Genomic DNA, 24,704 nt, shown 5'->3' with positions numbered 1-24,704 from the left:
CGTTCCTCCTTCACGTTTCGTATTTCGACAGAACCAGACTTACATTGGAGCCGGTCAAGGAACAGCTGTTGACCAGCACATGTTTCATCTGCTTCAATTCCGTTGTTTGGCTGACCAGTTTCAGGCGAGCGGCGGGCTGGGCGCCATGTGCCCGGGGCAGCACGCCTTTTTGAAGTGACAGCAAGGAACCGATGATCTGGAAGCCGTCCGCTACCCCTTGCGCTTCGCCAAATACCGCTTTAAGCGACGCAATGTACGGCAAATGCTGTTTTGGACCAAACGTTTTTTGGTAAGCCCGCGCCTCCATTGTGTCGATCGGGCGCAGCCCGTTTGCCGCGGCAAACACGGCATCGATGTCCGTTTCTGTCAGCTTTGCCTGCTGCAACGCCTGCTGCATGGCCCGTTTCAATCCTTCCCCAGTCGGGTCGACTTTGGCAAACCGTTTGCCGTCATACGTTTTCCCATATCCGCTCATCTCGCCGTAGACGCGCGCGCCCCGCTCTGCTGCCGCCGTTTCCCGTTCCAAAACCAAGGCGACCGCTCCCTCACTCAGCACAAAACCGGAAGAATTTTGCTGGTAAAGCGAGAGCGTTTCAGCCAATACGCCGTTCTGACGATACGCTCGAACGACTTCCGGTGTGATCACATCGGCGCCGATCACGACGATCTTCTCGGCATCGCCTTTTTTCAAATGTTCAAAAGCGGTACACATCGCTGCCGACAAGGAGGCGTGCCCATCCACAATCGTTGTGTTGATGCCGACCGCTTTCGTATGCGTGGCGGCCAACCCGCTTGCCTGGTTAAACACCATATTGGGAAAATGTACGGGATTGGCTCCTTGGGCCCCCTCAGCCAACAGCGGGGCATAGAAATGAACCAAGCTCTCCACCGTACCATTGGCGGTTCCGACAATGATGCCGACTCGTTGGCCATTTTCCTCATCCACTTCAATGCCGGCATCGGCAAGCGCCGAGATCGCTGCGGAAACGACCCGCTTTTCGAATTCGTCCATTTTTCTGGCATCGCGCCTGGAAATGTACGATTCGATTTGAAACTCTTGCACTTTCCCCACAGTCAACGCTTCTCCCGCTTCGCCTTCCAGCCGGCTGAACAAATTCCGGCCCTCCACCGCCGCTTGCCAAAATGCGTCCAAATCGGGACCTGCGAGACTCAATTGGCTGATGCCGGTGATCAAAACGCGCTCATCGGCAAAGTGCGTTGCCGGAGACAGATTTTCCTGATAGCGCGCGAAAAGAACGGAGCAGTTATTGCCGCCGAACGCGAAGTTATTGGACATGGCCAATTTGAGCTCAGGAGCATACAGCGCGTGATTGGGCACATAATCAAGGTCGCACTCCGGATCAGGCTGCTGGTAATTGGCCGTAGGCGGAATGACTTGTTCATACAGCGCCAATACCGTCACAATTCCTTCCACAGCCCCCGCTGCCCCCAGCAAATGACCAATCATCGACTTGGTGCTGCTTACCTTCAGTTGGTCAGCCGCCGGTCCAAATACCCGTTTGATCGCCTGCGTTTCCGCGCTGTCGTTTTTCACTGTTCCTGTCCCATGCCCGTTGATGTAGCCGATTTCTTCCGGGGCAACCCCGCTTTGTTCAAGCGCCATCCCGATCGCTCGGCCTGCTCCTTCCCCATCCGGTTTGGGCGCAGTCGGGTGGTATCCATCCGCCGACAGACCAAATCCGAGCACTTCGGCGTAAATTTTCGCCTGTCGTTTTCGCGCTCGTTCCTCACTTTCAAATACAAGCACGCCGGCCCCCTCGCCCAACGACAGTCCGGTCCGATCTTTGGAATAGGGACGGCATGGCTCCGCGGCCAGCGATTGCAAAGCGTGAAAGCCAGCCACGCCCATGTGTGCCAAAGCATCCGCTCCGCCAACCAGCATTACGTCCGCTTTTCCCTGGCGAATAAGATCAGCGGCAAACCCGATCGCATTGCCGCCTGCGGCACACGCGGTCGAAATGGTGAAAATCGGCCCTTTCAGTTCAAAGTGGCTCGCCAAAGATTCAGCGATGCTGTTGAACCGCCATTCCAGCGTAAGCTCTTGCTCGGCTTGTTCTGTTTGCAGCTGGTCCCGAAACCATTTTTCACCGCTGTTCATCCCGCCCAGGCATGTTCCCATGATGCAGCCGGTCCGCTCCGGCAGTTGTTCGGAACGCAAGCCGGCATCCGCCAGCGCTTCCTCCGCCGCTTTGGTCGCAAATAAAATTGCCCGGTCCATCGTCTGGCGAACATGGGCATGGGCCACGTCTGACAGCTTCCCTTTGACCTCTCCGGCAATCCGGGTCATATAGCCGGACATATCGAGCGACTCGACCGGATAAATTCCATGAGTCCCCGCTTTTACCGCTGTCCACAATGTTTCGACGTTTTCGCCGAGAGCCGTGACGGCTCCCAAGCCTGTTACCACCACTTTTGCACGAGCCGAATTTTTCATTCTTCTGTATTCACCCTTTTATCCAAACTTTGAAAACAGGAGGGCCGTATCCTGCCCTTCCAGCCCGCGGGCCAGCGACAAGACCGTTTCGACCTTGGCCTTGCGCGGTTCGTGTGTGACAAAATCTACCGACCAGCTTGGATCCGGGGTTTGGCAGTTCAGCGTAAATGGCAAGGTTTGATCGCGCAGCGCCAGCACGGATGCCAGCGCGTTAAACGCTCCGGCATTGGAGACCATGTGACCGGTGGTTGGCTTTACCGTACTGACTGCCACTTTTCCTTCCCGGCCAAACAGCTGTTCAATCGCGCGCGCCTCGGATTCATCCCCCCAGCGCGTACCGCTTCCATGCGCGCAGACATATCCGACTTGCTCCGGCTGGATGCCGCTTTCTGTTAATGCCTTTTTGACCGCAATTTGCAAGCCCGTGCCTTCAGGCGAAGGTTTTACCAGACTTCCCCGATCATAGCCGCTTCCGAATCCGACCACTTCGGCATAAATATTCGCTCCCCTGGCCTTGGCCCGTTCCAGTTCTTCCAGGACGAACATGGTTGCCCCTTCGGCAATGATCGTCCCGTTTCGTCTCACATCAAACGGCATGTAGGCCTTGGTCGGGTCTTCAGATGGTTTGCGATTCAAGACACCGAGCGCGTCCATTTTCATGTAATTCCACCAGGTCAGCGGATCGGCAAAGCCCCCGGCCAGCGCCACATCGGCTTCGCCGTAACGGATGGCGCGGAAGGCCGAGCCGATCGCCACAGCGCTGGCATTGGATGTGCCGACGAAATACGTGTTCGGCCCTTGGATGGAAAAATGGGCCGATAAATAAAACAAAACCGCCGATGGCAAACCTTTGACGAAAAACAGCGGCGGCAAAATTTGTTTCGCCGCCAGCGCAAACGCAGGTTCGCTGACGCCGCCTTCGCCTTCCGCTTGCCATACCGTTTCCACAAACTCTTGCGGCAAAGTATCCATTTCCTTGTTGCCGCCCACATATAAAGCAAAACGCTCCTTGCAAATTTCACTCTGCTCCAACCCGGCATCGCGATATGCTTTGAGCGACGCGGCAAAGCACAACTGGTCGCCGCGCGCCATCAGCTGCCGGTTTTTTCCTGAAGCGATATATTGTTTGGGGTCAAAATCGCGAATTTCACCGGCAAGCACCGTGTGGTATTTCTCCGCCTCCATCGAGGAAATACGGCCAATTCCGCTTTGTCCGGACAGCACCTTTTTCCACACTTCTTCCACCTCATGCCCCAGTGAAGTAAGCGTCCCTAACCCCGTGACTACCACGCGCCTCATGCTTCGCCTCCCCCTGCATATCCCCGTTTTTGCCAAAACATTTTCGTCCGGTCCCGATTTGCTTGCCCGCCTTCCACAAAGCGGAACGTCATTTCGCCGAAGGTGGCGACCGGCCTGTTTCCGACCGACACCTTCCCTTTGACCACCGCCCCGGCCTCATCCAGCGACAAGACTTGCACATCAATTCGCAATTGATCGCCGGGACTAATATATTTCCGCCATTTCACGTTGGCGATCTGGCTCAGTTCAACTTTCCGCGCAAAGCCCTCGGCGGATTCCAGCACGCCCGCGGCCAGCCGAATTACCGCTGACATCGTCAAGACGCCCGGCCAGATCGGCTTCAACGGAAAGTGTGTATCCAAAATGGGACTGGTCATGCCGATATTTTGCAGAGCGGCAGCTTCCTTTCCCGCCGACCATTCGACCACTTTATCGATCAAACCCCAGTTCATGTCCGATCCCCTTCCTGCCATTTCCGCACCGCGATACATGCGTTGGTCCCTCCAAAAGCAAAAGCATTGACCAAAGCGGCGCGGACTTCCTTTCTTCTGCTTTCATTTGGCACATAGTCCAAATCAAGCTTTGAGTCAGGGTGAAGCAGATTGATCGTCGGCGGAATCGCTTGATCGCGAATCGCCAGCAACGTGACCAGCAAGTTGATCGCTCCCGCCGCACTGGTGAGATGCCCGATCATCGATTTGATCGAACTGATCGACAGAGCATCGGCATGTTCGCCAAACGCTGCTTTAATCGCATTGGTCTCGCTAAAGTCGTTATAAGGCGTTCCCGTGCCGTGGGCGGCGATGTAATCGATCATCTCCGGCTCCAGCCCGGCATCGTTCAGCGCATTTTTCATCGCCGTGATGCATGATCCCCCATCCGGTGGAGAATCGGTAATGCGGTAAGCATTCATCGTGGACGAATACCCGACAACTTCTCCATAGATGGGAGCGCCACGGTTCAAGGCCGATTCCAGGCTTTCCAACACAAGCATCGCTGCCCCTTCGCCAATAACAAACCCGTCACGGTCGCGGCTAAACGGTCGGGAAGCCGCGGCCGGGTCGTCATTTCTTGTCGACAGCGCGCCTAACATGCCAAACCCGATCAAATCGATATAATTAATCATTGAGTCATAGCCGCCAGCGATCATCGCGGTTGCTTCCTTGCATTGCACGCGGCGGAAAGCCTCGCCAATGGCATGGGCGCTGGAAGCGCATGCTGTTGTCAGCGAGATCATCGGACCGGTCGCCTCAATCATTTCCGCCATCAGCGAAATGCCTGTCGTCAGATTGCGGCGCATGATCTCGTTTGGACTCATGTAGGACAGGGACTGCCCTTCCGCAAAGTAACCGTCAAAAATCTGTTTCATTTCCGCCAAATTGGGATAAACCAGCCCGCAGCCGATCGCCAGCCCGATCTCCTCCGAGGGAAGCGGCGCAGCCAGAAGTCCGGCGTCCGCAACCGCCTCTTGAAACGCTTGAATGCCGAACTGCAACGAGCGGTGCAGGTACCTTTTCTGCCGTTTGCCGAGTTCTGCCTCCAGCGTAAACTCCTTCACTTGCGCCGCGATTTTTGTATCAAAATGCTCCGTATCAAACAGATCAATCTTGCCAACACCCGATTGACCGGACAGCAGCTGATCCCACGTTGCGGCCACATTGTGGCCCACCGGCGTTACCGCTCCCAGTCCTGTTACGACCACCCGCTGTTTCATCCGCTTATCTCCCGCCTTAACAAACGAAACGTACGCTTGACATCCTCGGTTGCTTCCAACTCTTCAACCGGGATCAACGCACACATCATATAATGTAGTTCCAGCATACAAGCACCATTGACATACCCTTTTCCCGAAAATACAGCAGACTGTCCGTCAAGCGAATGCAGCTCCCCATGCAGCTGCAAAACATCGCCCGGCACCGCCCTGCCGTGGATGACGATTTGCTCTGCGCCCAACAGAACAGCGCGCTGCCGAAATTCGGTTGAATGCATGATCAGCCACGCGCCGGCCTGGCACAAGGCTTCCACCGCGATTCCTTCCCATAGCCCAGGCTCACCCGATACCGGATCGCAGGCGAACGGGTCGTCTCCGGTAATGAGCTTGCTGGCCTTTATTTCCTTTGCGGGCACAATTTCCTCAATCCGATCCACCATTAAAAAGCGCATGTTCCTCACTCCAAAAGTAGCGCTACTTGGGCTATCGCCAGCTCTTCCGTATGGGACAGCGACAAGTCGACGGAGACAATTTGCCGGCTGGCAAGCATCTCCTCCGCCTTGCCGGCAAGGTTCAGGTAGGGTCTGCCGGTTCGAAAGTGATTTCGCACTTCGATCTCTTTCCAGCCGATTCCGCCCCCGATCCCTGTGCCAATCGCTTTGAAAAAAGCTTCCTTGGCGGCAAATCTGGCCGCCAAATGTTCAAAACAACGCTTTTTTCCCAGGCAATAGCTTCGCTCTGTTTCGGTAAAGACTTCTTCCAAAAATTCCGGGCTGGATTCCGCCAGTTTTTTGATTTTGGCCACAAAAGCCAGATCGATTCCGATCTTGATCTCCATAACCGTTTTAGGACGCTTTAACCGAAATGCTTTGGACCACGAGATTGGTCAAATTGTCGACCGTAAACAGTGTCAAGACACGGTCTGCTTCAAATTTGCCGCGCAAGCTCTCCACATCAATTTGCGGCAAGCTTCTTTTCAACTGTTCCAGCCCTTTATCGGACAGCAAACCGTCCGCAGTTTCAAAATCTTCATCGGGAACCTCTCCCTGAATCATCGCGGTGATGTCATCCATCGTTACTTTTACGCCTGTTTTGCGGCTGATCCGGAACAGCACGTCAAGCAAATCCAAAGACTCTGCGCCCAAATCACCCAGCAGCGTTTTCTCCGGACCAATCTCTTCTTCGTCGACCCCGATCGCCTCCACCAATGCTCCTTTAATCAACTCATACACTTGTTCTTGTGTCATTTCGAACCCCTCCTATTTGGTTTATGGTTTGTTTCGTCTCTGCCTTACAGCGGTTTTCCGACTCCTACCAAGTTAAACAGACCGCCGTCGACGATCAGACTTGTGCCAGTAATATACGAAGCTTCATCAGAAGCGAGAAAAATCGCGGCATTGGCCACTTCTTCCGGATCGCCGGCGCGTTTTTGCGCAATTTGATTGGTAATCCGCTTTGCCTCTTTCATCTGTTGGCTGACCATGTCAGTTGAACAAAATCCGGGCAGAACGGCATTGACACGGATTTGAAACCGAGCCAGTTCCATCGCCGCCGTCCGCGTAAACGCATTGATCGCCGCCTTGGAAACGGCATAATTGGCCTGACCGACCCAGCCTCCTTCCCCCATCACGGAAGAGATATTGACAATCGCGCCTTGGCGCTGGCCCATCATCACTTCCAAAACCGCTTTGGTCGCATGAAAGGCACCGCCGAAGTTCACATGAAACACTTTCAGCAAATCCTCATACTCCATGTCAAAGACCAGCCGATCGTGGGTGATTCCCGCGTTGTTTACCAGGACATCAATCGTTCCGTATCGGGACAGCACTTGCTCAACCATCCGATCGACCTGTTCCCTGTTGCTGACATCCGCCTGAACCGCCAGCGCCTCTCCTCCTTGCTCGGCAGCAATATGCGCGACTACTTCCTGCGCCTTTTCCGCTCCGCTGTTGTAATTGACCACCACGCGGGCACCTTCGGCAGCAGCCTTGAGAGCAATCGCGCGTCCAATCCCGCGAGAGCCACCTGTAACCAGTACGACCTTCTCTTGTAATCGCAACTTCATCTTCCTTCCTTTTTATTGAGCAATCGATGTTTGCTGAAACTTTTCAATAAACTTCTCGAGTTTTTTCAGGGAGTCGATCTGGGAGATTTCCGCTTCGGGGTAGATACTGCGGACGAGTCCCGATAGCACTCTGCCCGGACCGATTTCTACAAAGTGGGTATGCTCCCAGCCGATCTTTGCCATCATTTCCGTCCAGCGGACCGCAGAAACGGTCTGTTGGACAAGTTCACGCTGAACGTCCGCTGTTGTCTGAATGATCTTGGCATCGGCATTGGAGATGAGCGGAACAGAGAGATCGGCGATTGCTGCATTCGCGATGCACTGACGGAGAGGCTCCATAATGCCGCGCATGAGCGGGCTGTGAAAAGCGGCTCCAACCGACAGACGAACCGCTTTCTGGGCGCGCCGTTTTCTCGCCAGCTCCATCGCCGCTTCAACAGCCGGTTCATCACCGGAGATGACCAACTGCTGGGGACTGTTATAATTCGCCGGAACGACCAGCCCGGAGGAGCGAGCCTGTTCACAAATTTCTTCTACCTGTTCAGCAGAAAGCCCGACAATTGCGGCCATCACGCCCGGCCGTCGACTTTGCGCTTCTTGCATCAATTGACCCCGCTTGGCAACGATCCGCAGCCCCTCTTCAAACGAGTAGCCGCCTGCCGCTGCCACAGCTGTAAACTCACCCAGGCTGTGTCCGGCCACCAACCCACACTTGATTCCGGCATCCGTCAGCAAAGAAAGCAATGCCATCGAAACAACGTAAATAGCCGGTTGGGCAATACTCGTATCGCGCAGTTCTTCCTCCGTTCCGAAAAACATCCGCTCGGTCAAGGAGAAATTCAGCGTTTCGTTGGCACATTCAAAAAAACGTTCTCGCAACGCTGCATTTTGCTGATACAAGTCCAAGCCCATCTGCACCCGTTGTGATCCTTGGCCCGGGAAAAGAAAGACGAGTTTTCGCTTCACAGACTCACCTCCTTGCATTGATTAATTCATCCTAGAAAATAGTTTAGTTGGAAAACTTTGTTCACACTATGAATAATCCCCTCTAATTTCTTTGGCCGAATACAACTAAACCCGTCTAGTGGACTCTCCTGCTTTTTATAGTAAATCTTTACTACTTGCCAACGCGCGAACACCAATCAAACACGATCCCGGCATCGGCGGACGGATGAAGCACAACAAAAAAACCCTGGCCGGTTCGGCAGGGTTTTCGGTTACGTCACATGTTCCGGGTGTTCCGCTGTCTTCTCCGACTGGCGCTGCAGCCACAACAGAACGAGGATCAGACAGGACATCAGCGCCATGATAACAAAGCTGTTGCTATAAACAGCGGGAGAGGTTTTGTTGAAAACATTCCACGTCACTTCCGTCTCCAGCTCCAAAAAACTTCCCATAAACGTCGGACCCGCCGTGGCGCCGAAGAAAAAAATCAGATTGTAGATGCCCAGGCCGGTATTCAACTGCTCTGCAGAAACGGTCCGCGGAATCAGATTGGGAAACATCCCTTGCGCATTGGTAAAGCCCAAATAGACCACGATCAAACAGAGAGCGATCGCCAGCGGAGAGGTGCCCAGCAGCGTGGACAGCAAGCTGTAACCAATCATCAACAAGCATGTAGCGTAAATGGCAATCCGGTAGTAGCCCAGCTTCTCGGTCAATTTTCCGACAACGGCGGCACCGATTAGCGAGAGAAGCGCTCCAGGCAATAAGATCAAGCCAATCATTCCGGAATCGAGATGATTGATCTTTGCCAGGAACAGCGGGGCAGCGAGCATCGTCGCATTGAGCGTAAAGATGGTCAGCGCGCCGCCGAGCGATAGGGAGAGAAAGCGCAAATTGGCCAGCAACTCCAACTGTAAAAATGGCGTGCGGCAACGGCGGCTGTGCAGCCAGAACAAAGCGGACAAAAGCAGGGCGGCCGCCAGCAGGTAAATGTACAGGTTGACGCCGAGGATGAAGGTGACAATGGCTGCCAAAAACAGACTTGCTCCCCGAAAGTCAAACGGTTCTTTTACCTGTTTCTGTTCCTTGGGCAGATAGATGCACAGCGGTGTCAGAAGCAGAATCAAGACCGTAATCCAAAAAACCGTTTTCCAACCGAATTGCTGCGCGATCAGTCCGCCGACAAACGGGCCCAATTGCGAGGCAATGCCAATCACCGGGCCAATCAAAGCCATGATTTTCCCCCGATCCTGTTCCGGAAAATGGCGGGTCACCAGAATCATTGCCAGAGGCGGAGCGGCTGAAGCGCCAAGTCCTTGCAGCATCCGGGCCACTACCAGCAGCCAATAGTGACTGGTCAACCCGGCAAAGATGGAGCCTGCGCCAAAACAGAGCATGCCAAACAGAAACAGGTTGCGAATCGGAAAAATGTTGGCCAGTTTCGCATAAAGCACGGCGCCAATCACCATAAACAATTCAACCGCGATAAACATCCAACTGGCTTCCGACGGCAGCAGTCCATAAGTATCAGCGATGGCGGGAAGTACCGGAATCGCCATCGCCCCGCCGAGCACGCCCAAAAAAACGGTGCCACAGACCAGCAAAATAATCGGCAATTTGTGAATTTCCGTCATGTCATCCCTCACTTCTGCAACCGCAAACGGCGTTCATGCTGCAAAAAAAGTGGCTTGGGCCTAACCAAGAGCGGTAGAGAGCTGTTTTTCAATAATGGGAACCTGCTTCATGCCCGAGATGCCCCGCGCCATTTCCGTACCCATTTTGTTGAGCAGTCCGGGAACCAGTTTCAAAGCGGAGAAGCGCAAAATCTTGGAGTTGTATTCCAACGGGGTTTTATTGTATACCATTGACGACATAAAATGCGCTCTGCCCATAATCTCTTCATTAATTGGCCGGCGGATATGTTCATACAATAACAAGGCATGGTCCAGATCCATGTTTCCCTCCAACGCTTCCTTGAGCAGGAGGCTTAGCACATCAGCGTCCTGAATAGCCATATTCATGCCCTGTCCGGAGGAAGCGTGCGTCAGATGAGCGGCATCCCCCACAAGCACCGCTCCGTTTTTGCTGTAGGAGATCGCGTGCATTCGGGTCATCTTGTAGGCGTGCTCATGCTCGCGGTATACTTCCAAACCTTTGAGGAGCGGCAAGCGTTCCGATACTTTCGCCATTAATTCTTCGTCGGTATATTTTGTCCAGGTGCTGATTTGGCCGGGCTCCAACACGACGGCCATGCGCATTTTCTGGTCGGGAAGCGGCAGCAGCACGATCGCCCCGTCTTTGTGCAAATAGACATGGTTGCGTAACTCACCGTACCAGGATGGCAGCGGCAAGTGGGCCACAATCAGCTGGTGATCGTATACCTCCTGCGTTGTGGGAATGTTCAAAGATTTCCGGACAAACGATTGACCGCCATCCGCACCGACGACGACTTTTGCCCTGATTTCCACCTGATCGCCGGAACGATCCTGCAAAATGGCGCCTTCCACTTTTCCGCTTTGGCCATACACCAGTTCTTTGGCTGTATAGCCTCTCCACATGTGGATGTGGTTGTGTTGGTCAGCCCACTCCAAAAAATGTTCTTCAATATAACGGTGCGGCATACTGAAAATATAGTTGTATTTCAGGTCTTTCAACTGTTTCATATCAATCAGAAGGACACGGGTGCCATTGGTGCGGCGAATATCCAGCCCGTAAGATTTGACAAAAGGATACTGGTGAAAATGTTCGAGCACTCCCCAGCTTTCCATGATTTCCTGAGTTCGCGGCTGCAAACCGTCCCCGCGGTTCAATCCGTTAGGTTCTTTGCGGCGATCGACAAGCGTGACATCGATGTTGAATCTGGCCAGAGCGCAGGCCATCGCGGAACCGGAAACCGCCCCGCCAATAATCAAGACATCCGTTGTTTTTTTCTCCAATTGACAGTCCTCCTTACACACTCACTTGTTCCTGGTTCATTTGTGCAATTTAATTCCGTCAAAGATGATTTGCTTCACGACTTCCACCGCCTGTGACCAGGTGAGATCGTATTGGTATAAAAATGACGCGGAAGTAGCCGTCAGCAAGGATGCATTGTACAGTTCAATCACGACCGCCGGATCAATCGGCTTGATCACTCCCCGTTCGATTCCTTCCCTGAGCAGGTTTGCATACCCTTGGATTCGCTTTTTGCGTTCGTCGTTTATCTTTTTCCACAATGCGGGAAATGACCTTTGCAGACTGGACGTCTGCATATTGGAAATCACTTTCAAGCTTTCCGCAACATTGGATGTCAATTTGTCCAGCTTTTGCAAAACATCCAGACGGTCGTCGCGAAAAATCGGTTCGATCTTGTCGTCGATTTCCTTGAACTTGAAGTCAATGCAAGCTTCCAAAATCGCCTCCTTATTCCGGTAATACTGATAAATTGTTTTTTTGCTGATGCTCATCTCTTTGGCAATCTGATCCATCGAGACGGAATCAAAGCCGTGGTTCATTCCCAAGTCAAAATAAACCTGCATGATGGTGTCCTTAAGCTGGTTTGCTTCAGTCATGTTGATCTCTCCCAAATTGCCTCTTGATGGAAACCGAAAAAAATATTATAGTTTCCTTAGTTCCAACCTTATCTTAAAGATTTCCCCAATATGTGTCAACAGCTTTTTCCATCAACTTTTGCCTTGATTTTGTATGGAGCAAACCGTACCCAAAATTTATAACGAAAGGAACCGGCTGAAGGACATGACAAATGAATTCAAAGAGCAAATTATCACTGCCTTTTATGAACTCGCCATGCAGCGCGGCTTTGCACGAGTCGAAATGACAGAAGTCTGTCGGCAACTGAACCTGGAGCCAGAAGCGCTCAGTCAGTTGTATCCCGATCGCGAAGCACTGGTGGAGGATTGCGTGATGAAATTTTTCGAAAACATTGACAAGCAAATTTCTCCACTGTTGGCCGATTCCCAATTGGACACGTTGAGCAAATGGAATCGGATCACCACCGTGGTGTCAAAAAATCTCGAGCAAATATCGCTGGAACAGACGCTTGAATTTCAGCAGCATTTTCCCGAACTTTGGGAAAAGGTGAATGTTGAACGAAAAAAACGAATCGGCGCGTACGAAAGGTTATTCGCTCAAGGGATCAGGGAAGGAGTCTTTCGTCCCTATCCTCCGCGGCTCATTGTCCGGCTGTACTTTCTTGCCCTGCAAGAATGCAGTTCCACCGCTTGGCTGCGCTATGACAAACTCACCTTGGCCGATTCGCTGAAAAAAATGCAACGCTTGCTCCTGTATGGGCTTCTCTCTCCCAAGCTGATCAAATAAGCGTCTCCGTTTCCCATCAACCGTTATTCTACTCGCACACCTGATCCCGACAGCAATTGCCCTGACAGTAAGCAAATCAAAACAAAATAAAATGAAGGATTTTCCATAATATACAAAAAAAGAATATGGAGGGCGAGGAGGTGATTGAAACGTATTTCAGGCAAATGCATTTGATTGAATCCGAAGTCCTTCGCACTGCATCGGTACCAGCCCGGCCAGGTCATCTTGCGGTTACATTTGTTGCCTATGGCAAAAATCTTTCATTCTTTTTCCGATTTTCTTGATTACATTTGTGAAACTGACAGAGGGGAATTAAAAAAATGGAGTGCGAGAGGGATAAAAACAATATGAGTAAAGTGATGCTTATTTCTTCTAAAAACTATATTTGGTGTCAGGGGATCAAGTTATTTATCAGCAAACTGCAATCCTATTCACTTGTGGCCGATCTCAAATTTGATGACCAAGTCAGCGAGCGCATGGACAGTCTCAAGCCCGATATCGTCATGCTGGACACCGGATTAATCGACTTGTTCGGTATCGATGTGCTGGAACAATTTTCCGAATCCCCTCTTCCCTTGCCCATTCTCTTGATTGGTGATCTGGAACAATGCGAAAAAATCGAGACGCTGTTTCACTATGGCGTAAAGGGGTATATTTCCAGCTCCTGCACCGAGGAGCAACTGCTTGATGCCTTGAATACCGTCAATCGCAATAAAGAATGGATCGCCCCCGAAGTTGCCTCGCGGGTGCTGGGAAGAATGTCGAAGCGAAATCGGCACCAGTCGATTCACTTTACACAGCGGGAACTGGAAATTTTATCGCTGATGGTCAATGGCTATAACAATACGGAAATCGCCGAACATCTGCATATCAGCGTCTACACGATCCAAAATCATATTTCCAATATTTACGCCAAAATCGGCTTGAATGAGCGGCTAAAAGTCGTCCATTATGTGATCCAAAACAGGATTGTCAACATATAAAACGGAAGGGAGCCCGTTAATGACTTGGGAAAAAACAGCGATCGCGGCCTTTATCGAGTGCGGGTATGAACAGGTCGATTTGACCAACTTGGCCGAAAAATGCGGACTCGAGTCTGCATATTTCACCAGCGGATTCAAAGATAAGTACCATCTGTTCCAGCATTTGATGGAAGCTTGTTTCTCATTGTTGGCCGAGCGGTTGGAGCGTGTTTTTCAGGAAAACGAACATCCGGTTGTCCGCTTGCACCGGCTGCTGCTCGCATTCGGGGAGTTTGGGATCGAACAACCCGAGTGTTATCAGATCGCCATGATGATCAGACCCGTTCATGAGCCGCAGCATTTTCCGGTCGAATCGGCGGTCCGGGTCCGCGGTATCTTTCGCAAAGCGTACCGGCAAGCCGCAAAAGCGGGATACGTCAGCGATGAAGTTCCTTTGGAACAGGCTGTGCAGGGATTGATGTGCGTCATCCACGGAACGGTTTCCTCCCTGCTGGTGCTCACGCGCATCAATATGACCGAACCGAGGCGGTTGCTTGCGTATGTAACCTCGAATTATTTGGCGGGAATGCTTTCCCCACAGAGCATACCCTTCTTACATAACAGGTAATCCTGTTTAGAACAGCAAAAACAAAAACAACGCCCCCGCTGAAAACAGAAAGCTGATCAAATACAGGATGAACACGGTTTGCCTCGCTGACAATCCTTTCGACATCAGCCGATGGTGCATGTGACGGCGATCCGCTTGGTACATCGGACTTCCCGCCAGCAATCTGCTGATCATCACCTGGGTCGTATCCATCAAAGGCAAGCCGAGGGCCAATATTGTCACGACCAGTGAAATCAAGGTTGCGCCTTTCATTGTTCCTTCCAGCGAGACGATCGCCAACGTATAGCCGAGAAAAGTCGACCCGGCATCTCCCATATACAGCTGTGCGGGAAAAAAGTTAAAGCGAAGGAATGCCAAGCTGCCGCCGGCCAACACCACCGCGATTAACGCAGTCAACTCTTGTCCCGTGACAAAGGCGACAAAAAACAAGGTCATGGCCGAAAATACCGTCACCCCGCCAGCCAAGCCGTCAACACCATCCAAAAAATTGACCATGTTGACGAGGCCCAAAATCCAGAAAAGGGTCAACAGAAAGGACAACCAGGTTGGCAATAGCAACAACTTGTCCGTATCGCCGCCAAACCAGGACAATCCGATCGAGCGAAAGCGGATGTCGAAAAAAAAGGCAAACACCGCCACCAGCAGCTGCACCAGCAGCTTGGGCAATACCGGAAATTCCTTCCGCTTTGCCTTGAACCAGTCATCCACGACGCCAATGCCGATCAGCGCGGCACCGCCAATGAGCAGAACCAGCACAAGCGGCTGCCACCCCGCAAACAAGACAATGACCAACATGATTCCAAGAAACATGGCAATTCCGCCGGAAAGCGGCATCGGTTTCCGATGAGCTTTCCGCCCGACCGGCAGATCGACGAGACCGACGCGTGTTGCCCAATGCTTCAGCCACGGCATCAATACATAGACAAGAAAAAAAGCGGCCAGAAAAGGTACCAGAAAGGAGACGATAAGCCTTCACCTACCACTGCAAGAGGTTGTAGTCTTAGTGTGGGCGAAGCTCAAGATTTTCAATCATGGGCCCGGCCGCCGGGCGCACGCAAAAAAACCGTTTGGCCAAATGGCCAAACGGTTTTTGCCTTGGTTTATCCACTTACAGCAGTTCCGAGACCGATTTTGCTTGGGTAAAGAGCAACAAATAGTCTGGACCGCCCGCTTTGGAATCCGTTCCCGACATATTGAACCCGCCGAATGGATGCACGCCGACCAGCGCGCCCGTACATTTGCGGTTGAAGTAAAGATTGCCGACATGAAACTCTTCACGCGCCTTTTCCAGATGAGCCCGATTGCGGCTGATCACGGAACCGGTCAGTCCATACTCGGTGTTGTTGGCAATTTCCAGCGCATGATCAAAATCACGCGCCTTGCAGAAGGCAACGACCGGGCCAAAAATTTCTTCCTGCATCAGACGGGCTTGCGGGTCAACATCTGCGAACACGGTCGGTTGAATGTAGTATCCGCCCTCCGGTCCTTTTTCGCCGCCTGCGACCAGCTTGCCTTCCTGTTTGCCGATTTCGATATACTCCAAAATTTTGTTGTACGCCTTGTCGTCAATCACCGGACCGGTATACGAGTCTGGGTTGGCGACATCGCCGATTTTCAGATTTTGCGTCAATTCCGTTACCCGCGCAAGCACTTGGTCGTACACGTCTTGATGGACGATCGCCCGTGAGCAAGCGGAACATTTTTGACCGGAAAAACCGAATGCCGATGTTACGATCGCTTGCGCTGCCAATTCCAGATCGCAATCGTTGTCCACAATAATCGAATCTTTTCCGCCCATTTCCGCTACCAGGCGTTTGATCCACTTTTGGCCCGGGCGATGTTTTGCCGCCAGTTCATTGATCCGCAACCCGACATCGCGTGATCCGGTAAAGCTGATAAACCGCGTCAGCGGGTGTTCCACGAGGAAGTCGCCAATGACCGAACCGCTGCCTGGCACAAAATTGACCACACCGGCGGGGACTCCGGCATCCTCAAGCACTTCCATAAATTTGGCGGCAATCACCGGAGTAGTGGAGGCTGGTTTCAATACGACTGTATTGCCTGCCACCAAAGCGGCTGTGGTCATCCCCACCATAATCGCCAGCGGGAAGTTCCAAGGCGGAATGACAATTCCGACGCCGAGCGGGATATAGTACAGTTCGTTGTCTTCTCCGGGAATTCGCGGCAGCGCATGACGTTCCGCCAATTTCTCCATTTGTCGTCCATAATACTCCATGAAATCGATCGCTTCCGCTGTATCAGCGTCCGCTTCCGCCCAACTTTTGCCCGCCTCTTTGACCAGCCAGGCCGAAAATTCATGTTTGCGCCGGCGCAAAATCGCGGCCGCTTTATACAGATAGCGCGCCCGTGCCGACCCGGGCACCTTTTTCCACGATTCAAAGGCCTGGGTAGCCGTTTGAATCGCCCGTTCAGCCAGCTCTTGATCGGCCTGCGAGACAATGCCAATCACTTGCGAATGATTTGATGGGTTAATCGAGTGAATTTTGCTTTCCGTTTTGATCCGCTCTCCGCCGATGATCAGGTCGTATTCCCGTCCCAGTTCGCTTTCCACTTTGGCCAGAGCAGTCTGAAACGCCTGTTTATTCTCCGGCAAAGAAAAATTGGTGAACGGTTCATTTTTAAAATCCACTAACATGCCAACGCCCTCCTTAACAATTCGAACTTGGTTCTGCTTGCTATTCTTTGCAAGGACCATACCAACTGCGAAAAGGCTGGAATTAGCAGCGGGCGTGGCGTCAGCTGAACAAATCTGTTCAATATGTGTTCAGGTTCTTCGCACATATTTGTCTAAATCAACAAAAAAACCATCCAACATTACAGCAAAGCTGCGCATGAATGGTTTTCATGAAAGGTTTAGTTGCGATAAATATGCATGTAAGGTTCACCGTTGGCAGGGCGAACGTATATCGCCAACGGCCGGTTAATCGACTGCACATACAGATTGACATGGACATCCTTGTCGATCAGTTGATTGATGCCATTGGCAGCAAACTGGGTAAACTGCAGCACTTCCGTTCGCGAGTCATACTCAGCGTTTGCGGTAATGGTCAACTCGGTCAGCTTGCCGTTCATAAACCTGCCGACACCGGTTATGCCCACATATTCTCCAAAGTATGACTGGGTTTGCCGCATCAGTTTGTCATATTGCAAATATGCTTGCGGATAATCTTTTTCTACCTCTTCACTCGGAAACAGATAGTATTGCTCATCGAGCATTTGCCATTTGGATACGGAACTTTCTTCTGCACCTACCGTTCCCGTCGCCAGAAAATGGCCGGGGATTAAAGTGGAATTTTCGTCAGGCACTTGATACAGGGCGATCACCATCGGAATACCGGGATTTTGCGCTTTTACTGTCTGCACGATCCGGGCGGCAAGCTGCTCACCCTTGGCAACGAGCTGCTCGGCAGTATATTGCTTCTCCTGCTCCGTTCCGTCCTGATAATCGGGAGACAAAGACAGCCCGACGACCATGCCCGCCAACTTTTGCTGATCTTTGTCCAGGTAATCATGCTCCAGTATGTTGACGAGGAGATTTGGTCCCTTGTTCGGATTTAACCCGGCCGGATTATCCTTTGTCCGGGCGAGCCATGCTTCCGCTTGCTCCCGTTTGATTTGCTGTCCTTCCTGAAAATAATAATCGGGAGTGGGGAAAGTTTCCTGGGCAATTTCCATCAAACCCAATTCGAGACGGCTGAAATCAATGCGATAGCCCGATCCTGACAGCATGCCTCTCGTTTGATTCTCCTTGTATGGCGGCATGCTCCCATAGTAATCTTCAGACACTTCAATGACCGGTGAAACAGACGGGGTAGCCGGCTCGGGAGCCTTTTTTGTAAAAACAGGCAAATAAGAACAGGCCGTGGCGACAAACGACAAAGTCAAGACCATTCCGGCAGCGATGAATCCTTTCGTTATCTTCCACATTTGAATAATCCTCTTCTCCCTTTCTCCACTCATTACTGCGTTTTTCTGTAAGTTCTTTTTCTCCGCATTTGTTCTAAGGACAGCGGCGGCTGACTATTCCAACTTTGACCACTTGCCATTGGAAAAAGTGTAAATAAAGGCGGATTCACCAATTCCGACCAACTCAAAGTTGCCCATACCCGAGGCAATCATGATCAATCTTTCCGGCGAAGGCGCAGAAATCCGCTTCCAACCCTCTTGCTGTTTTTGCAAAATCCCTCGTTCAGTGGCAATGTAGAGCGTATGATCCTGCTTGTTGACGGCAACCGAATAAATCTGTTCCGCATCGCCCGTCGGTTCCGTTTTCCAGGTTTGGTCCTCCTGGTACAGCAATCCGTATTGGGTCGCGACATAGATGCGCTGATCGGACGGATTGAAATCAGCCGCGTATACCTCCTGATCCAACGGCAACCACAAGGCCCAATGATCGCCGTTATCCGTTGACCGATAGACACCGCCTCCGGACACAAAGGCAAACAACTCCGCCTGATCTTGGTTAAACCGTCCGAAAAAGCTGCGAATATCAGGAGAAGCAGGCAGTCCCTCCATCACATCTTCCCAACTTTTCCCCTGATCGTTTGACCGTTTCACAAACCCGTTTCCGGCAACAAAAATTTGCTTCGGCTGTTTTGGATTCACAAACCAGCCGGTGACATCGGCTTGCTCCAGTTGCTTGAAAGTCAGCGCCCACAAGCCGTCGTTGGCGGATGTATAGAGGCCGGCATTGGTGCCCAACCAGATTTTGCGGCCGTCCGGCATCGCCACCGCCCGGACCGCTCCGCCTTTTTGCAACACATCCTGGTAGGTCAGATCCCCGGGAACATCCGGAGCAATCGCTTGTACCGGCTGCTGGTTTTGCGAATGGTTAGGCTCTGTTGTACTGCATCCGGTTGTGATGAGCAGCATTGCCGCTAGCAGCCACAACCCGAAATGTCGCTTCATTTCTTTCACTTCCTTGTCCGTAAAAACAAATGGTCGCTCAAGCCTGCGGATGTTCCGCCAGCAATTGCCGAAATTCGGCTTCATTCATTATCTGAATGCCCAGTTTTTCGGCCTTTTCCAGCTTGGAGCCGGCTTTATCCCCGGCAATCACCAAATCGGTCTTTTTGCTGACGCTGCCCGTTACCTTGCCTCCCAAACGGGTAATTTTCTCTTCCGCTTCCGACCGCGACATGTTTTCCAAAGTACCGGTCAAGACAACCGTTTTGCCAGCGAGCGGCAAGTCGCTTTCGCTATCGATGCGCAGGCCTTTGTATTCCAGATTCACTCCAGCTGTTCGCAATCGTTCAATCAATTCATGAACGGACGGCAAGGAGAAATACTGGACAATACTGTCGGCCATTTTCGGGCCGATTTCGTCGATCGCGGTCAACTCTTCCGCAGATGCTGCCATCACCCGATCGAGACTGCCGAAATGCTCGGCCAGCACTCTGGCCGCCTTGGCTCCGACCAGGCGAATCCCCAATCCAAACAATAGCCGTTCCAGCGAATTTTGTTTGCTGTTTTCAATCGCGGCCAGCATGTTGTCCACCGATTTTTCGCCCATTCTCTCCCGTTGCAGCAGCTGCTCACGAGATTTGTGCAAATCGTAAATATCGGCAACGTCCTTGATCAAGCCATCATTATACAGTTGCGTAATCACTTTCTCGCCCAAACCTTCGATATTCATCGCCTGACGGGAAACAAAATGGATCATCCCTTCGCGAATCAAGGCCGGACAGCTTGGATTGATGCAGCGCAAGGCAACTTCGTCCTCCAGCCGAACCAATTCGCTGCCGCATTCCGGACAATGGGTTGGCATGACAAACGGATATTCGCTGCCGGTGCGTCGCTCCGGCAAAACGCCGACAATCTCCGGAATGATGTCGCCCGCTTTTTTGACGATCACATGGTCGCCAATCAACAAGCCTTTTTCGCGAATAATATCTTCATTGTGCAGCGAAGCCCGTTTTACCGTCGTTCCGGCGAGGCTGACCGGTTTGAGCAAGGCCGTAGGCGTTACCGCTCCCGTCCTGCCGACCGTCACTTCGATTCCTTCCAAAATCGTGATCGCCTCTTCTGCGGGAAATTTATAGGCGATCGCCCAGCGCGGACTTTTCGCTGTATAGCCCAGTTCCTCTTGCTGGGCGTAACTATCCACCTTGATCACCATGCCGTCAATATCGTAGGCAAGCGTTGGCCGCTTCTCCACCCAACCGCCGATAAAGTCGATCACATCGTCGATCTGGTCAAATACCCGGCTCTCCGGATTGATCTTGAAGCCAAGCTGTTCCAACAAAGCCAGCGCTTTACTGTGTGAATCAACGCTTTCTCCCTGCAAGTCGCCCAGTCCGTAGATGAATGTATCCAACGAACGGGAAGCGGCGATTTTTGGGTCAAGCTGCCGAAGCGAGCCGGCCGCCGAGTTGCGCGGATTGGCAAACAGCGCTTCCCCCCGCTCCTCGCGCTCCCGGTTCAGTTTTTCAAAGGCCCGTTTGGGCATGAACGCTTCGCCGCGCACTTCCAGTGTCAACGGACGGGAGAGGCGCAACGGAATCGAGCGGATCGTCTTGAGGTTTTGCGTGATGTCTTCTCCGATCGTCCCATCGCCGCGTGTCGCCCCTTTGACAAAAATCCCGTCTTGATAATGCAACGAAACGGCCAAACCATCGATTTTCAATTCGCAGACATAGCGAACAGGTTGACTGCCCAACGCCTGGCGAACCCGCCGGTCAAAATCCCGCAGATCGTTCTCGTTAAAAGCGTTGCCCAAGCTCAGCATCGGTGTCTTGTGCTCCACTTTCTCAAAAAATGGCAGCGGCTGACCGCCGACGCGCTGCGTCGGAGAATCAGGCGTCACCAGATCAGGATACAAGTTTTCCAAGTCTTGCAGTTCCCGCATTAATTGGTCATATTCCTGATCCGTAATTTGCGGATTATCTTCCACATAATAGAGACGATTATGCTTCTCGATTTGCTGCCGTAGTTCATCGATCCGTTGTTCCGCCGCGATTCGCTCCATGCACTTCATCCTTCCCGTACAATTACGCCCGTTCGATCGGGGCGAATTTCGCTAACAATTTCTTGATACCAGTCGGGCTGGGGAACGCAATGTCCAGCTCCAGATCATCGCCGCTGCCCTTGACAGATACAACGGTCCCCGTGCCCCATTTGCCGTGTTTGACTTTGTCGCCCACTTTCCAATCGATTCCCGCACCGCCTCCATGATGGGCCAAACGGCCGGGCTGCGGAGCAGAAGGGCGGGCCATTCCGCCGGCCGTCCCAACGGCACCGCCGCGATTCGCCGTTCCGCCAAATATCCGCGGCTCGCTCCCCCGTCCCGGATAACCGCTGCGCGCATAGCCGCCATCGTTTTGGCCGAAGCTGCCTTCCAACAAATCCGCGGAAATTTCCGTGAAGAAGCGGGATGGCGCGTTGCTGTTGGTCCGTCCAAACAAGGTCCGCACGCGCGCCGCAGTCAGGAACAGCCGCTCTTCCGCACGGGTAATCCCGACATATGCCAGGCGCCGCTCCTCTTCCATTTCGCTGTCATCGAACAACGCCCGGCTGTGCGGGAAGATGCCTTCCTCCATCCCCGCCAAAAACACGACCGGAAACTCCAGGCCCTTGGCGCTGTGAAGCGTCATCAGCGTTACTTGTCCTTCCGGATTGGCCGTCTGCTCCTCCGCCTCGTCGAGCGCGTCGATATCGGCAATCAAGGCCAAATCGGTCAAAAATGCGAGCAGACTGCGGTCTTCGCTTTTCTTCTCGAACTCCTGCGTTACAGAGAGAAACTCTTCGATATTCTCCATCCGCGCCTGCGCTTCCAGCGACTTCTCTTCTTTCAGGGCCTCCACATAGCCGGAGCGTTTCAGCACTTCTTCCACCAATTCGGTGACGGTCAAATAATCGGTCATTTGCATCAGGTTGCTGATCAGCTCGTTAAAAGCGAAAATGGCATTGGTCGTGCGCGCCGCCAGCCCCATGTAGGCAACTTCCTGAATCGCGCCGTACAAGCTGGTCCCATGTGCTGTGGCATAGGCGAGCAGTTTTTCCACAGTAGTATCACCAATATTTCGCTTTGGTACATTGATGATCCGGGCCAGGCTCAGGTCGTCATCCGGATTGGAAATGACCCGCAAATAGGCGAGAATGTCTTTGATCTCCTTGCGATCGTAGAACTTCGTGCCGCCGACGATCGTGTACGGGATGTTGGACTTGATCAGCACTTCCTCGATTACCCGCGATTGCGCGTTGGTCCGATACAAAATGGCAAACTTGTCGTAGCGCCGGTAGCGAGCCAGCTGCTGTCTGATCGCATCGACAATAAAGTAAGCTTCGTCGTGCTCCGAATCTGCCTGATAGCAGGTGATTTTGTCGCCTGTCGGATTTTCCGTCCACAAATTTTTCTCCTTGCGCGTCACGTTATGGGCAATCACCTGATTGGCCGCTTGCAGGATCGTTTTGGTCGAACGGTAATTTTGCTCGAGCTTGATCAGTTTCGCTTCCGGATAATCCTTTTCAAAATTAAGGATAATCGAGATGTCTGCCCCCCGCCATTTGTAGATCGACTGGTCGGCATCCCCGACACAGCAAACATTGCGAAAGCGGGACGCCAGCATCGAAATCAGCATATATTGCGCCCGGTTCGTATCCTGATACTCGTCAACATGAATGTAACGAAACTTTTTCTGATAAAATTCCAGCACTTCCGGCACTTCTTTAAACAGCCGGACCGTAGACATGATCAAATCGTCAAAGTCGAGCGACTGGTTGCTGCGCAATTTCTTTTGATAGGCCTCATAAACACGGGCAACCGTTTTTTGAAACGGATCGCCCGCCAGTTCGGCATACTTTGCCGGTTCGGTCAATTCGTTTTTGGCACCGCTGATTTCCGCCAAAACCGACCGGGGTTCAAACTTTTTCGGATCTATATTTAAATCTTTCATGCACTGTTTTATGACAGACAGTTGATCTCCGGCATCCAGAATGGAAAAGTTGCGGTTGATGCCCAGGCGATCGATGTCACGCCGCAATATTCGCACACATAAGGAGTGGAATGTGGAAATCCAGATATCTTCCGCTTCCCGCCCTACAATCGAGGCCACTCTCTGCTTCATTTCACGGGCCGCTTTATTGGTGAACGTGATCGCCAAAATCGACCAGGGAGGCGTGTTCTTCTCTCCGATCAAATAGGCGATCCGCTGCGTGAGTACCCGGGTTTTGCCGCTGCCCGCACCCGCCAGAATCAAAACTGGTCCCTCGGTTGTCAAAACGGCTTCCTTTTGCTGCGGATTCAAACCTGCTACGATTTTTTCCATTGTCGACATCCTTCATTGCCACCCCTTCGCCTTGCTAAGAAAAAAGAAAGCATACGTTCTTATTTTGGCACAGATTACTTTGCGATTCCAGTCTTATACGCAAACTGGCAAAAATGTTCTAACCGCCTGCGCAAACAGCAGAACCCCGCCTCGGCAACACCATGGACGGGGACTGTCGATCCTTTCATTTTGTTATTGCGTGCGTCTCCATTTCCATTGCTTGAACTGAAAAAACAGAAAACAGCCGAAGCAAAAACCGCTGAGCGCAAGCAAGGCCGCTGCCGCATGAATTCCCGAGAAGACAAACCCCCACAGCGGAGCGTGCAAAAGATAGAAACTGCAAACCGCCAAAGTCTCGAGCAGCAAGGCGATGGCCGCATTGAAGCGGAATAAAGTCAGCGAATCGTACTGATCAAAAGGTTTTCGTTTGTCCAGCAGCGGTTTGACCAGGCAGACAAACAGATTGAACCGCCCGCCGCTGGCCAGGCTCACCAAATGAATCAGCCAAAGGGCGAGAATAAACAGCGGTTGCTGAAACAAGATCGCCAACAAAACAAGCATAATCACTCCGACATGGATGACGCTCACATAAAGCCGAGGAATTTCCCGCATGCTTTCACCTCCCGTTCACCGCACAGCCATCGTTCCTTCGGCGAGGAACTTGGTACATCATCAGCACATCGTTTTCCGTAAAACCTTCTTTCTCTTCTCTCCGGTCACCTTCATTTGCCTGTATCATTTTACCATATCTCTGCTTGCACCCGCCTGAAAATTGTTGCCGCCGGATTGGCCTTACATCGGCTGTTGCGCGACCATTCTCGCCATGATCAGTCTAGTCGCCGAAATTGTTTCTTCTGGGGCGGTCCCGGTGATCATCGCTGCGATTCATCTGGAAAAGAACAGCAGTTTCTCGCGATAACGGCGATCCAACCGTAAATAAAAAAGCCCTTTGACAAACAGGCGGCCCCAAACGGGTACCCTCTGTTCGCAAAGAGCTATACTTCGTAAACTGCCGAGTGGGTGTATCTGATAACG

22 protein-coding genes are annotated in these 24,704 nt (G+C 52.2%); 3 read left to right on the top strand and 19 right to left on the bottom strand.

The window, feature by feature from the left end; all coding sequences use genetic code 11:
* Window positions 1-10: 10 nt before the first annotated feature.
* The 12 genes from JOD01_RS05645 to JOD01_RS05590 all read right to left on the bottom strand — a co-directional run bounded on the left by JOD01_RS05645 (window position 11) and on the right by JOD01_RS05590 (window position 12,026).
* On the bottom strand, window positions 11-2,455 hold the full coding sequence (locus JOD01_RS05645; protein WP_204517289.1) for a beta-ketoacyl-[acyl-carrier-protein] synthase family protein: 2,445 nt from the start codon (window positions 2,453-2,455) through the stop codon (window positions 11-13).
* Between the two features lie 18 nt (window positions 2,456-2,473).
* Window positions 2,474-3,754: a beta-ketoacyl-[acyl-carrier-protein] synthase family protein gene (locus JOD01_RS05640; protein WP_204517288.1), complete on the bottom strand. Its 1,281-nt coding sequence runs from the start codon at window positions 3,752-3,754 to the stop codon at window positions 2,474-2,476.
* The gene (locus JOD01_RS05635) at window positions 3,751-4,206 is read right to left on the bottom strand and encodes an ApeI family dehydratase (RefSeq protein ID WP_204517287.1); all 456 of its coding nucleotides are present in this window, start codon (window positions 4,204-4,206) and stop codon (window positions 3,751-3,753) included. Before JOD01_RS05635 ends, JOD01_RS05640 begins: the two co-directional genes overlap by 4 nt.
* On the bottom strand, window positions 4,203-5,468 hold the full coding sequence (locus tag JOD01_RS05630; RefSeq protein ID WP_204517286.1) for a beta-ketoacyl-[acyl-carrier-protein] synthase family protein: 1,266 nt from the start codon (window positions 5,466-5,468) through the stop codon (window positions 4,203-4,205). The genes JOD01_RS05635 and JOD01_RS05630 overlap by 4 nt, the downstream gene beginning before the upstream one ends.
* Complete coding sequence (locus JOD01_RS05625) at window positions 5,465-5,917, bottom strand: hotdog family protein (protein ID WP_204517285.1); 453 nt, start codon at window positions 5,915-5,917, stop codon at window positions 5,465-5,467. Before JOD01_RS05625 ends, JOD01_RS05630 begins: the two co-directional genes overlap by 4 nt.
* A gap of 5 nt (window positions 5,918-5,922) precedes the next feature.
* Window positions 5,923-6,303, bottom strand: a complete 381-nt coding sequence (gene acpS / locus JOD01_RS05620; RefSeq protein WP_204517284.1) for a holo-ACP synthase — start codon at window positions 6,301-6,303, stop codon at window positions 5,923-5,925.
* Window positions 6,304-6,310: 7 nt separating this feature from the next.
* Window positions 6,311-6,712, bottom strand: coding sequence for an acyl carrier protein (locus JOD01_RS05615; protein ID WP_204517283.1), 402 nt, complete (start codon window positions 6,710-6,712; stop codon window positions 6,311-6,313).
* Window positions 6,713-6,756: 44 nt separating this feature from the next.
* Entirely contained in the window at window positions 6,757-7,530 is a 774-nt protein-coding gene (locus tag JOD01_RS05610) for an SDR family NAD(P)-dependent oxidoreductase (protein ID WP_204517282.1), read from the bottom strand.
* Window positions 7,531-7,542: 12 nt separating this feature from the next.
* Window positions 7,543-8,496, bottom strand: coding sequence for an ACP S-malonyltransferase (fabD, locus tag JOD01_RS05605; RefSeq protein ID WP_204517281.1), 954 nt, complete (start codon window positions 8,494-8,496; stop codon window positions 7,543-7,545).
* 251 nt (window positions 8,497-8,747) lie between these two features.
* Window positions 8,748-10,109 (bottom strand): MFS transporter, encoded by a 1,362-nt coding sequence (locus JOD01_RS05600; protein WP_204517280.1) that lies wholly within the window; start codon window positions 10,107-10,109, stop codon window positions 8,748-8,750.
* Between the two features lie 60 nt (window positions 10,110-10,169).
* On the bottom strand, window positions 10,170-11,411 hold the full coding sequence (locus tag JOD01_RS05595) for an FAD-dependent oxidoreductase (protein ID WP_204517279.1): 1,242 nt from the start codon (window positions 11,409-11,411) through the stop codon (window positions 10,170-10,172).
* 36 nt (window positions 11,412-11,447) lie between these two features.
* The gene (locus JOD01_RS05590; protein WP_204517278.1) at window positions 11,448-12,026 is read right to left on the bottom strand and encodes a TetR/AcrR family transcriptional regulator; all 579 of its coding nucleotides are present in this window, start codon (window positions 12,024-12,026) and stop codon (window positions 11,448-11,450) included.
* 184 nt (window positions 12,027-12,210) lie between these two features.
* Between JOD01_RS05590 and JOD01_RS05585 the strand changes: the two genes are divergently transcribed.
* From JOD01_RS05585 to JOD01_RS05575, 3 genes are all read left to right on the top strand, one after another.
* On the top strand, window positions 12,211-12,792 hold the full coding sequence (locus JOD01_RS05585; RefSeq protein ID WP_204517277.1) for a TetR/AcrR family transcriptional regulator: 582 nt from the start codon (window positions 12,211-12,213) through the stop codon (window positions 12,790-12,792).
* A gap of 347 nt (window positions 12,793-13,139) precedes the next feature.
* Window positions 13,140-13,775 (top strand): LuxR C-terminal-related transcriptional regulator, encoded by a 636-nt coding sequence (locus JOD01_RS05580; RefSeq protein WP_204517276.1) that lies wholly within the window; start codon window positions 13,140-13,142, stop codon window positions 13,773-13,775.
* Window positions 13,776-13,794: 19 nt separating this feature from the next.
* The gene (locus JOD01_RS05575; protein WP_204517275.1) at window positions 13,795-14,382 is read left to right on the top strand and encodes a TetR/AcrR family transcriptional regulator; all 588 of its coding nucleotides are present in this window, start codon (window positions 13,795-13,797) and stop codon (window positions 14,380-14,382) included.
* Window positions 14,383-14,388: 6 nt separating this feature from the next.
* Here JOD01_RS05575 and JOD01_RS05570 read toward each other — a convergent pair whose 3' ends face one another.
* The 7 genes from JOD01_RS05570 to JOD01_RS05540 form a co-directional block, all read right to left on the bottom strand.
* Window positions 14,389-15,294 carry an MraY family glycosyltransferase gene (locus JOD01_RS05570; protein ID WP_239565244.1) on the bottom strand — a complete coding sequence of 302 codons (906 nt, stop codon included), beginning with the start codon at window positions 15,292-15,294 and terminating at the stop codon, window positions 14,389-14,391.
* A gap of 196 nt (window positions 15,295-15,490) precedes the next feature.
* Complete coding sequence (gene pruA, locus JOD01_RS05565) at window positions 15,491-17,038, bottom strand: L-glutamate gamma-semialdehyde dehydrogenase (RefSeq protein WP_204517274.1); 1,548 nt, start codon at window positions 17,036-17,038, stop codon at window positions 15,491-15,493.
* Between the two features lie 218 nt (window positions 17,039-17,256).
* Window positions 17,257-18,330 (bottom strand): CamS family sex pheromone protein, encoded by a 1,074-nt coding sequence (locus JOD01_RS05560; RefSeq protein ID WP_204517273.1) that lies wholly within the window; start codon window positions 18,328-18,330, stop codon window positions 17,257-17,259.
* A gap of 93 nt (window positions 18,331-18,423) precedes the next feature.
* Window positions 18,424-19,311 (bottom strand): hypothetical protein, encoded by an 888-nt coding sequence (locus JOD01_RS05555; protein WP_239565243.1) that lies wholly within the window; start codon window positions 19,309-19,311, stop codon window positions 18,424-18,426.
* A gap of 37 nt (window positions 19,312-19,348) precedes the next feature.
* Complete coding sequence (gene ligA, locus JOD01_RS05550; protein WP_204517271.1) at window positions 19,349-21,370, bottom strand: NAD-dependent DNA ligase LigA; 2,022 nt, start codon at window positions 21,368-21,370, stop codon at window positions 19,349-19,351.
* 22 nt (window positions 21,371-21,392) lie between these two features.
* Window positions 21,393-23,678, bottom strand: coding sequence for a DNA helicase PcrA (pcrA, locus tag JOD01_RS05545; RefSeq protein ID WP_204517270.1), 2,286 nt, complete (start codon window positions 23,676-23,678; stop codon window positions 21,393-21,395).
* Window positions 23,679-23,861: 183 nt separating this feature from the next.
* Window positions 23,862-24,281 carry a DUF4395 family protein gene (locus JOD01_RS05540; protein WP_204517269.1) on the bottom strand — a complete coding sequence of 140 codons (420 nt, stop codon included), beginning with the start codon at window positions 24,279-24,281 and terminating at the stop codon, window positions 23,862-23,864.
* Between the last annotated feature and the right edge of the window lie 423 nt (window positions 24,282-24,704).

The sequence above is a fragment of the Brevibacillus fulvus genome (assembly GCF_016908525.1).
GTDB lineage: Bacteria > Bacillota > Bacilli > Brevibacillales > Brevibacillaceae > Brevibacillus_G > Brevibacillus_G fulvus.
The sequence above is the reverse complement of the archived record's forward strand: the minus strand, read 5'-3'. Positions and strand labels throughout refer to the sequence as shown.

What these genes read in the sequence shown, in the direction of transcription:
- JOD01_RS05575 (WP_204517275.1), top strand. Translation starts at nt 13,795, where the DNA reads ATGACTTGGGAAAAAACAGCGATCGCGGCCTTTATCGAGTGCGGGTAT.
- JOD01_RS05580 (WP_204517276.1), top strand. Translation starts at nt 13,140, where the DNA reads ATGAGTAAAGTGATGCTTATTTCTTCTAAAAACTATATTTGGTGTCAG.
- JOD01_RS05610 (WP_204517282.1), bottom strand. Translation starts at nt 7,530, where the DNA reads ATGAAGTTGCGATTACAAGAGAAGGTCGTACTGGTTACAGGTGGCTCT.
- JOD01_RS05590 (WP_204517278.1), bottom strand. Translation starts at nt 12,026, where the DNA reads ATGACTGAAGCAAACCAGCTTAAGGACACCATCATGCAGGTTTATTTT.
- JOD01_RS05630 (WP_204517286.1), bottom strand. Translation starts at nt 5,468, where the DNA reads ATGAAACAGCGGGTGGTCGTAACAGGACTGGGAGCGGTAACGCCGGTG.
- JOD01_RS05540 (WP_204517269.1), bottom strand. Translation starts at nt 24,281, where the DNA reads ATGCGGGAAATTCCTCGGCTTTATGTGAGCGTCATCCATGTCGGAGTG.
- JOD01_RS05570 (WP_239565244.1), bottom strand. Translation starts at nt 15,294, where the DNA reads ATGCCGTGGCTGAAGCATTGGGCAACACGCGTCGGTCTCGTCGATCTG.
- ligA (WP_204517271.1), bottom strand. Translation starts at nt 21,370, where the DNA reads ATGGAGCGAATCGCGGCGGAACAACGGATCGATGAACTACGGCAGCAA.
- pruA (WP_204517274.1), bottom strand. Translation starts at nt 17,038, where the DNA reads ATGTTAGTGGATTTTAAAAATGAACCGTTCACCAATTTTTCTTTGCCG.
- JOD01_RS05635 (WP_204517287.1), bottom strand. Translation starts at nt 4,206, where the DNA reads ATGAACTGGGGTTTGATCGATAAAGTGGTCGAATGGTCGGCGGGAAAG.
- JOD01_RS05600 (WP_204517280.1), bottom strand. Translation starts at nt 10,109, where the DNA reads ATGACGGAAATTCACAAATTGCCGATTATTTTGCTGGTCTGTGGCACC.
- JOD01_RS05645 (WP_204517289.1), bottom strand. Translation starts at nt 2,455, where the DNA reads ATGAAAAATTCGGCTCGTGCAAAAGTGGTGGTAACAGGCTTGGGAGCC.
- JOD01_RS05625 (WP_204517285.1), bottom strand. Translation starts at nt 5,917, where the DNA reads ATGCGCTTTTTAATGGTGGATCGGATTGAGGAAATTGTGCCCGCAAAG.
- JOD01_RS05555 (WP_239565243.1), bottom strand. Translation starts at nt 19,311, where the DNA reads ATGAAGCGACATTTCGGGTTGTGGCTGCTAGCGGCAATGCTGCTCATC.
- acpS (WP_204517284.1), bottom strand. Translation starts at nt 6,303, where the DNA reads ATGGAGATCAAGATCGGAATCGATCTGGCTTTTGTGGCCAAAATCAAA.
- JOD01_RS05560 (WP_204517273.1), bottom strand. Translation starts at nt 18,330, where the DNA reads ATGTGGAAGATAACGAAAGGATTCATCGCTGCCGGAATGGTCTTGACT.
- JOD01_RS05585 (WP_204517277.1), top strand. Translation starts at nt 12,211, where the DNA reads ATGACAAATGAATTCAAAGAGCAAATTATCACTGCCTTTTATGAACTC.
- JOD01_RS05640 (WP_204517288.1), bottom strand. Translation starts at nt 3,754, where the DNA reads ATGAGGCGCGTGGTAGTCACGGGGTTAGGGACGCTTACTTCACTGGGG.
- JOD01_RS05615 (WP_204517283.1), bottom strand. Translation starts at nt 6,712, where the DNA reads ATGACACAAGAACAAGTGTATGAGTTGATTAAAGGAGCATTGGTGGAG.
- pcrA (WP_204517270.1), bottom strand. Translation starts at nt 23,678, where the DNA reads ATGTCGACAATGGAAAAAATCGTAGCAGGTTTGAATCCGCAGCAAAAG.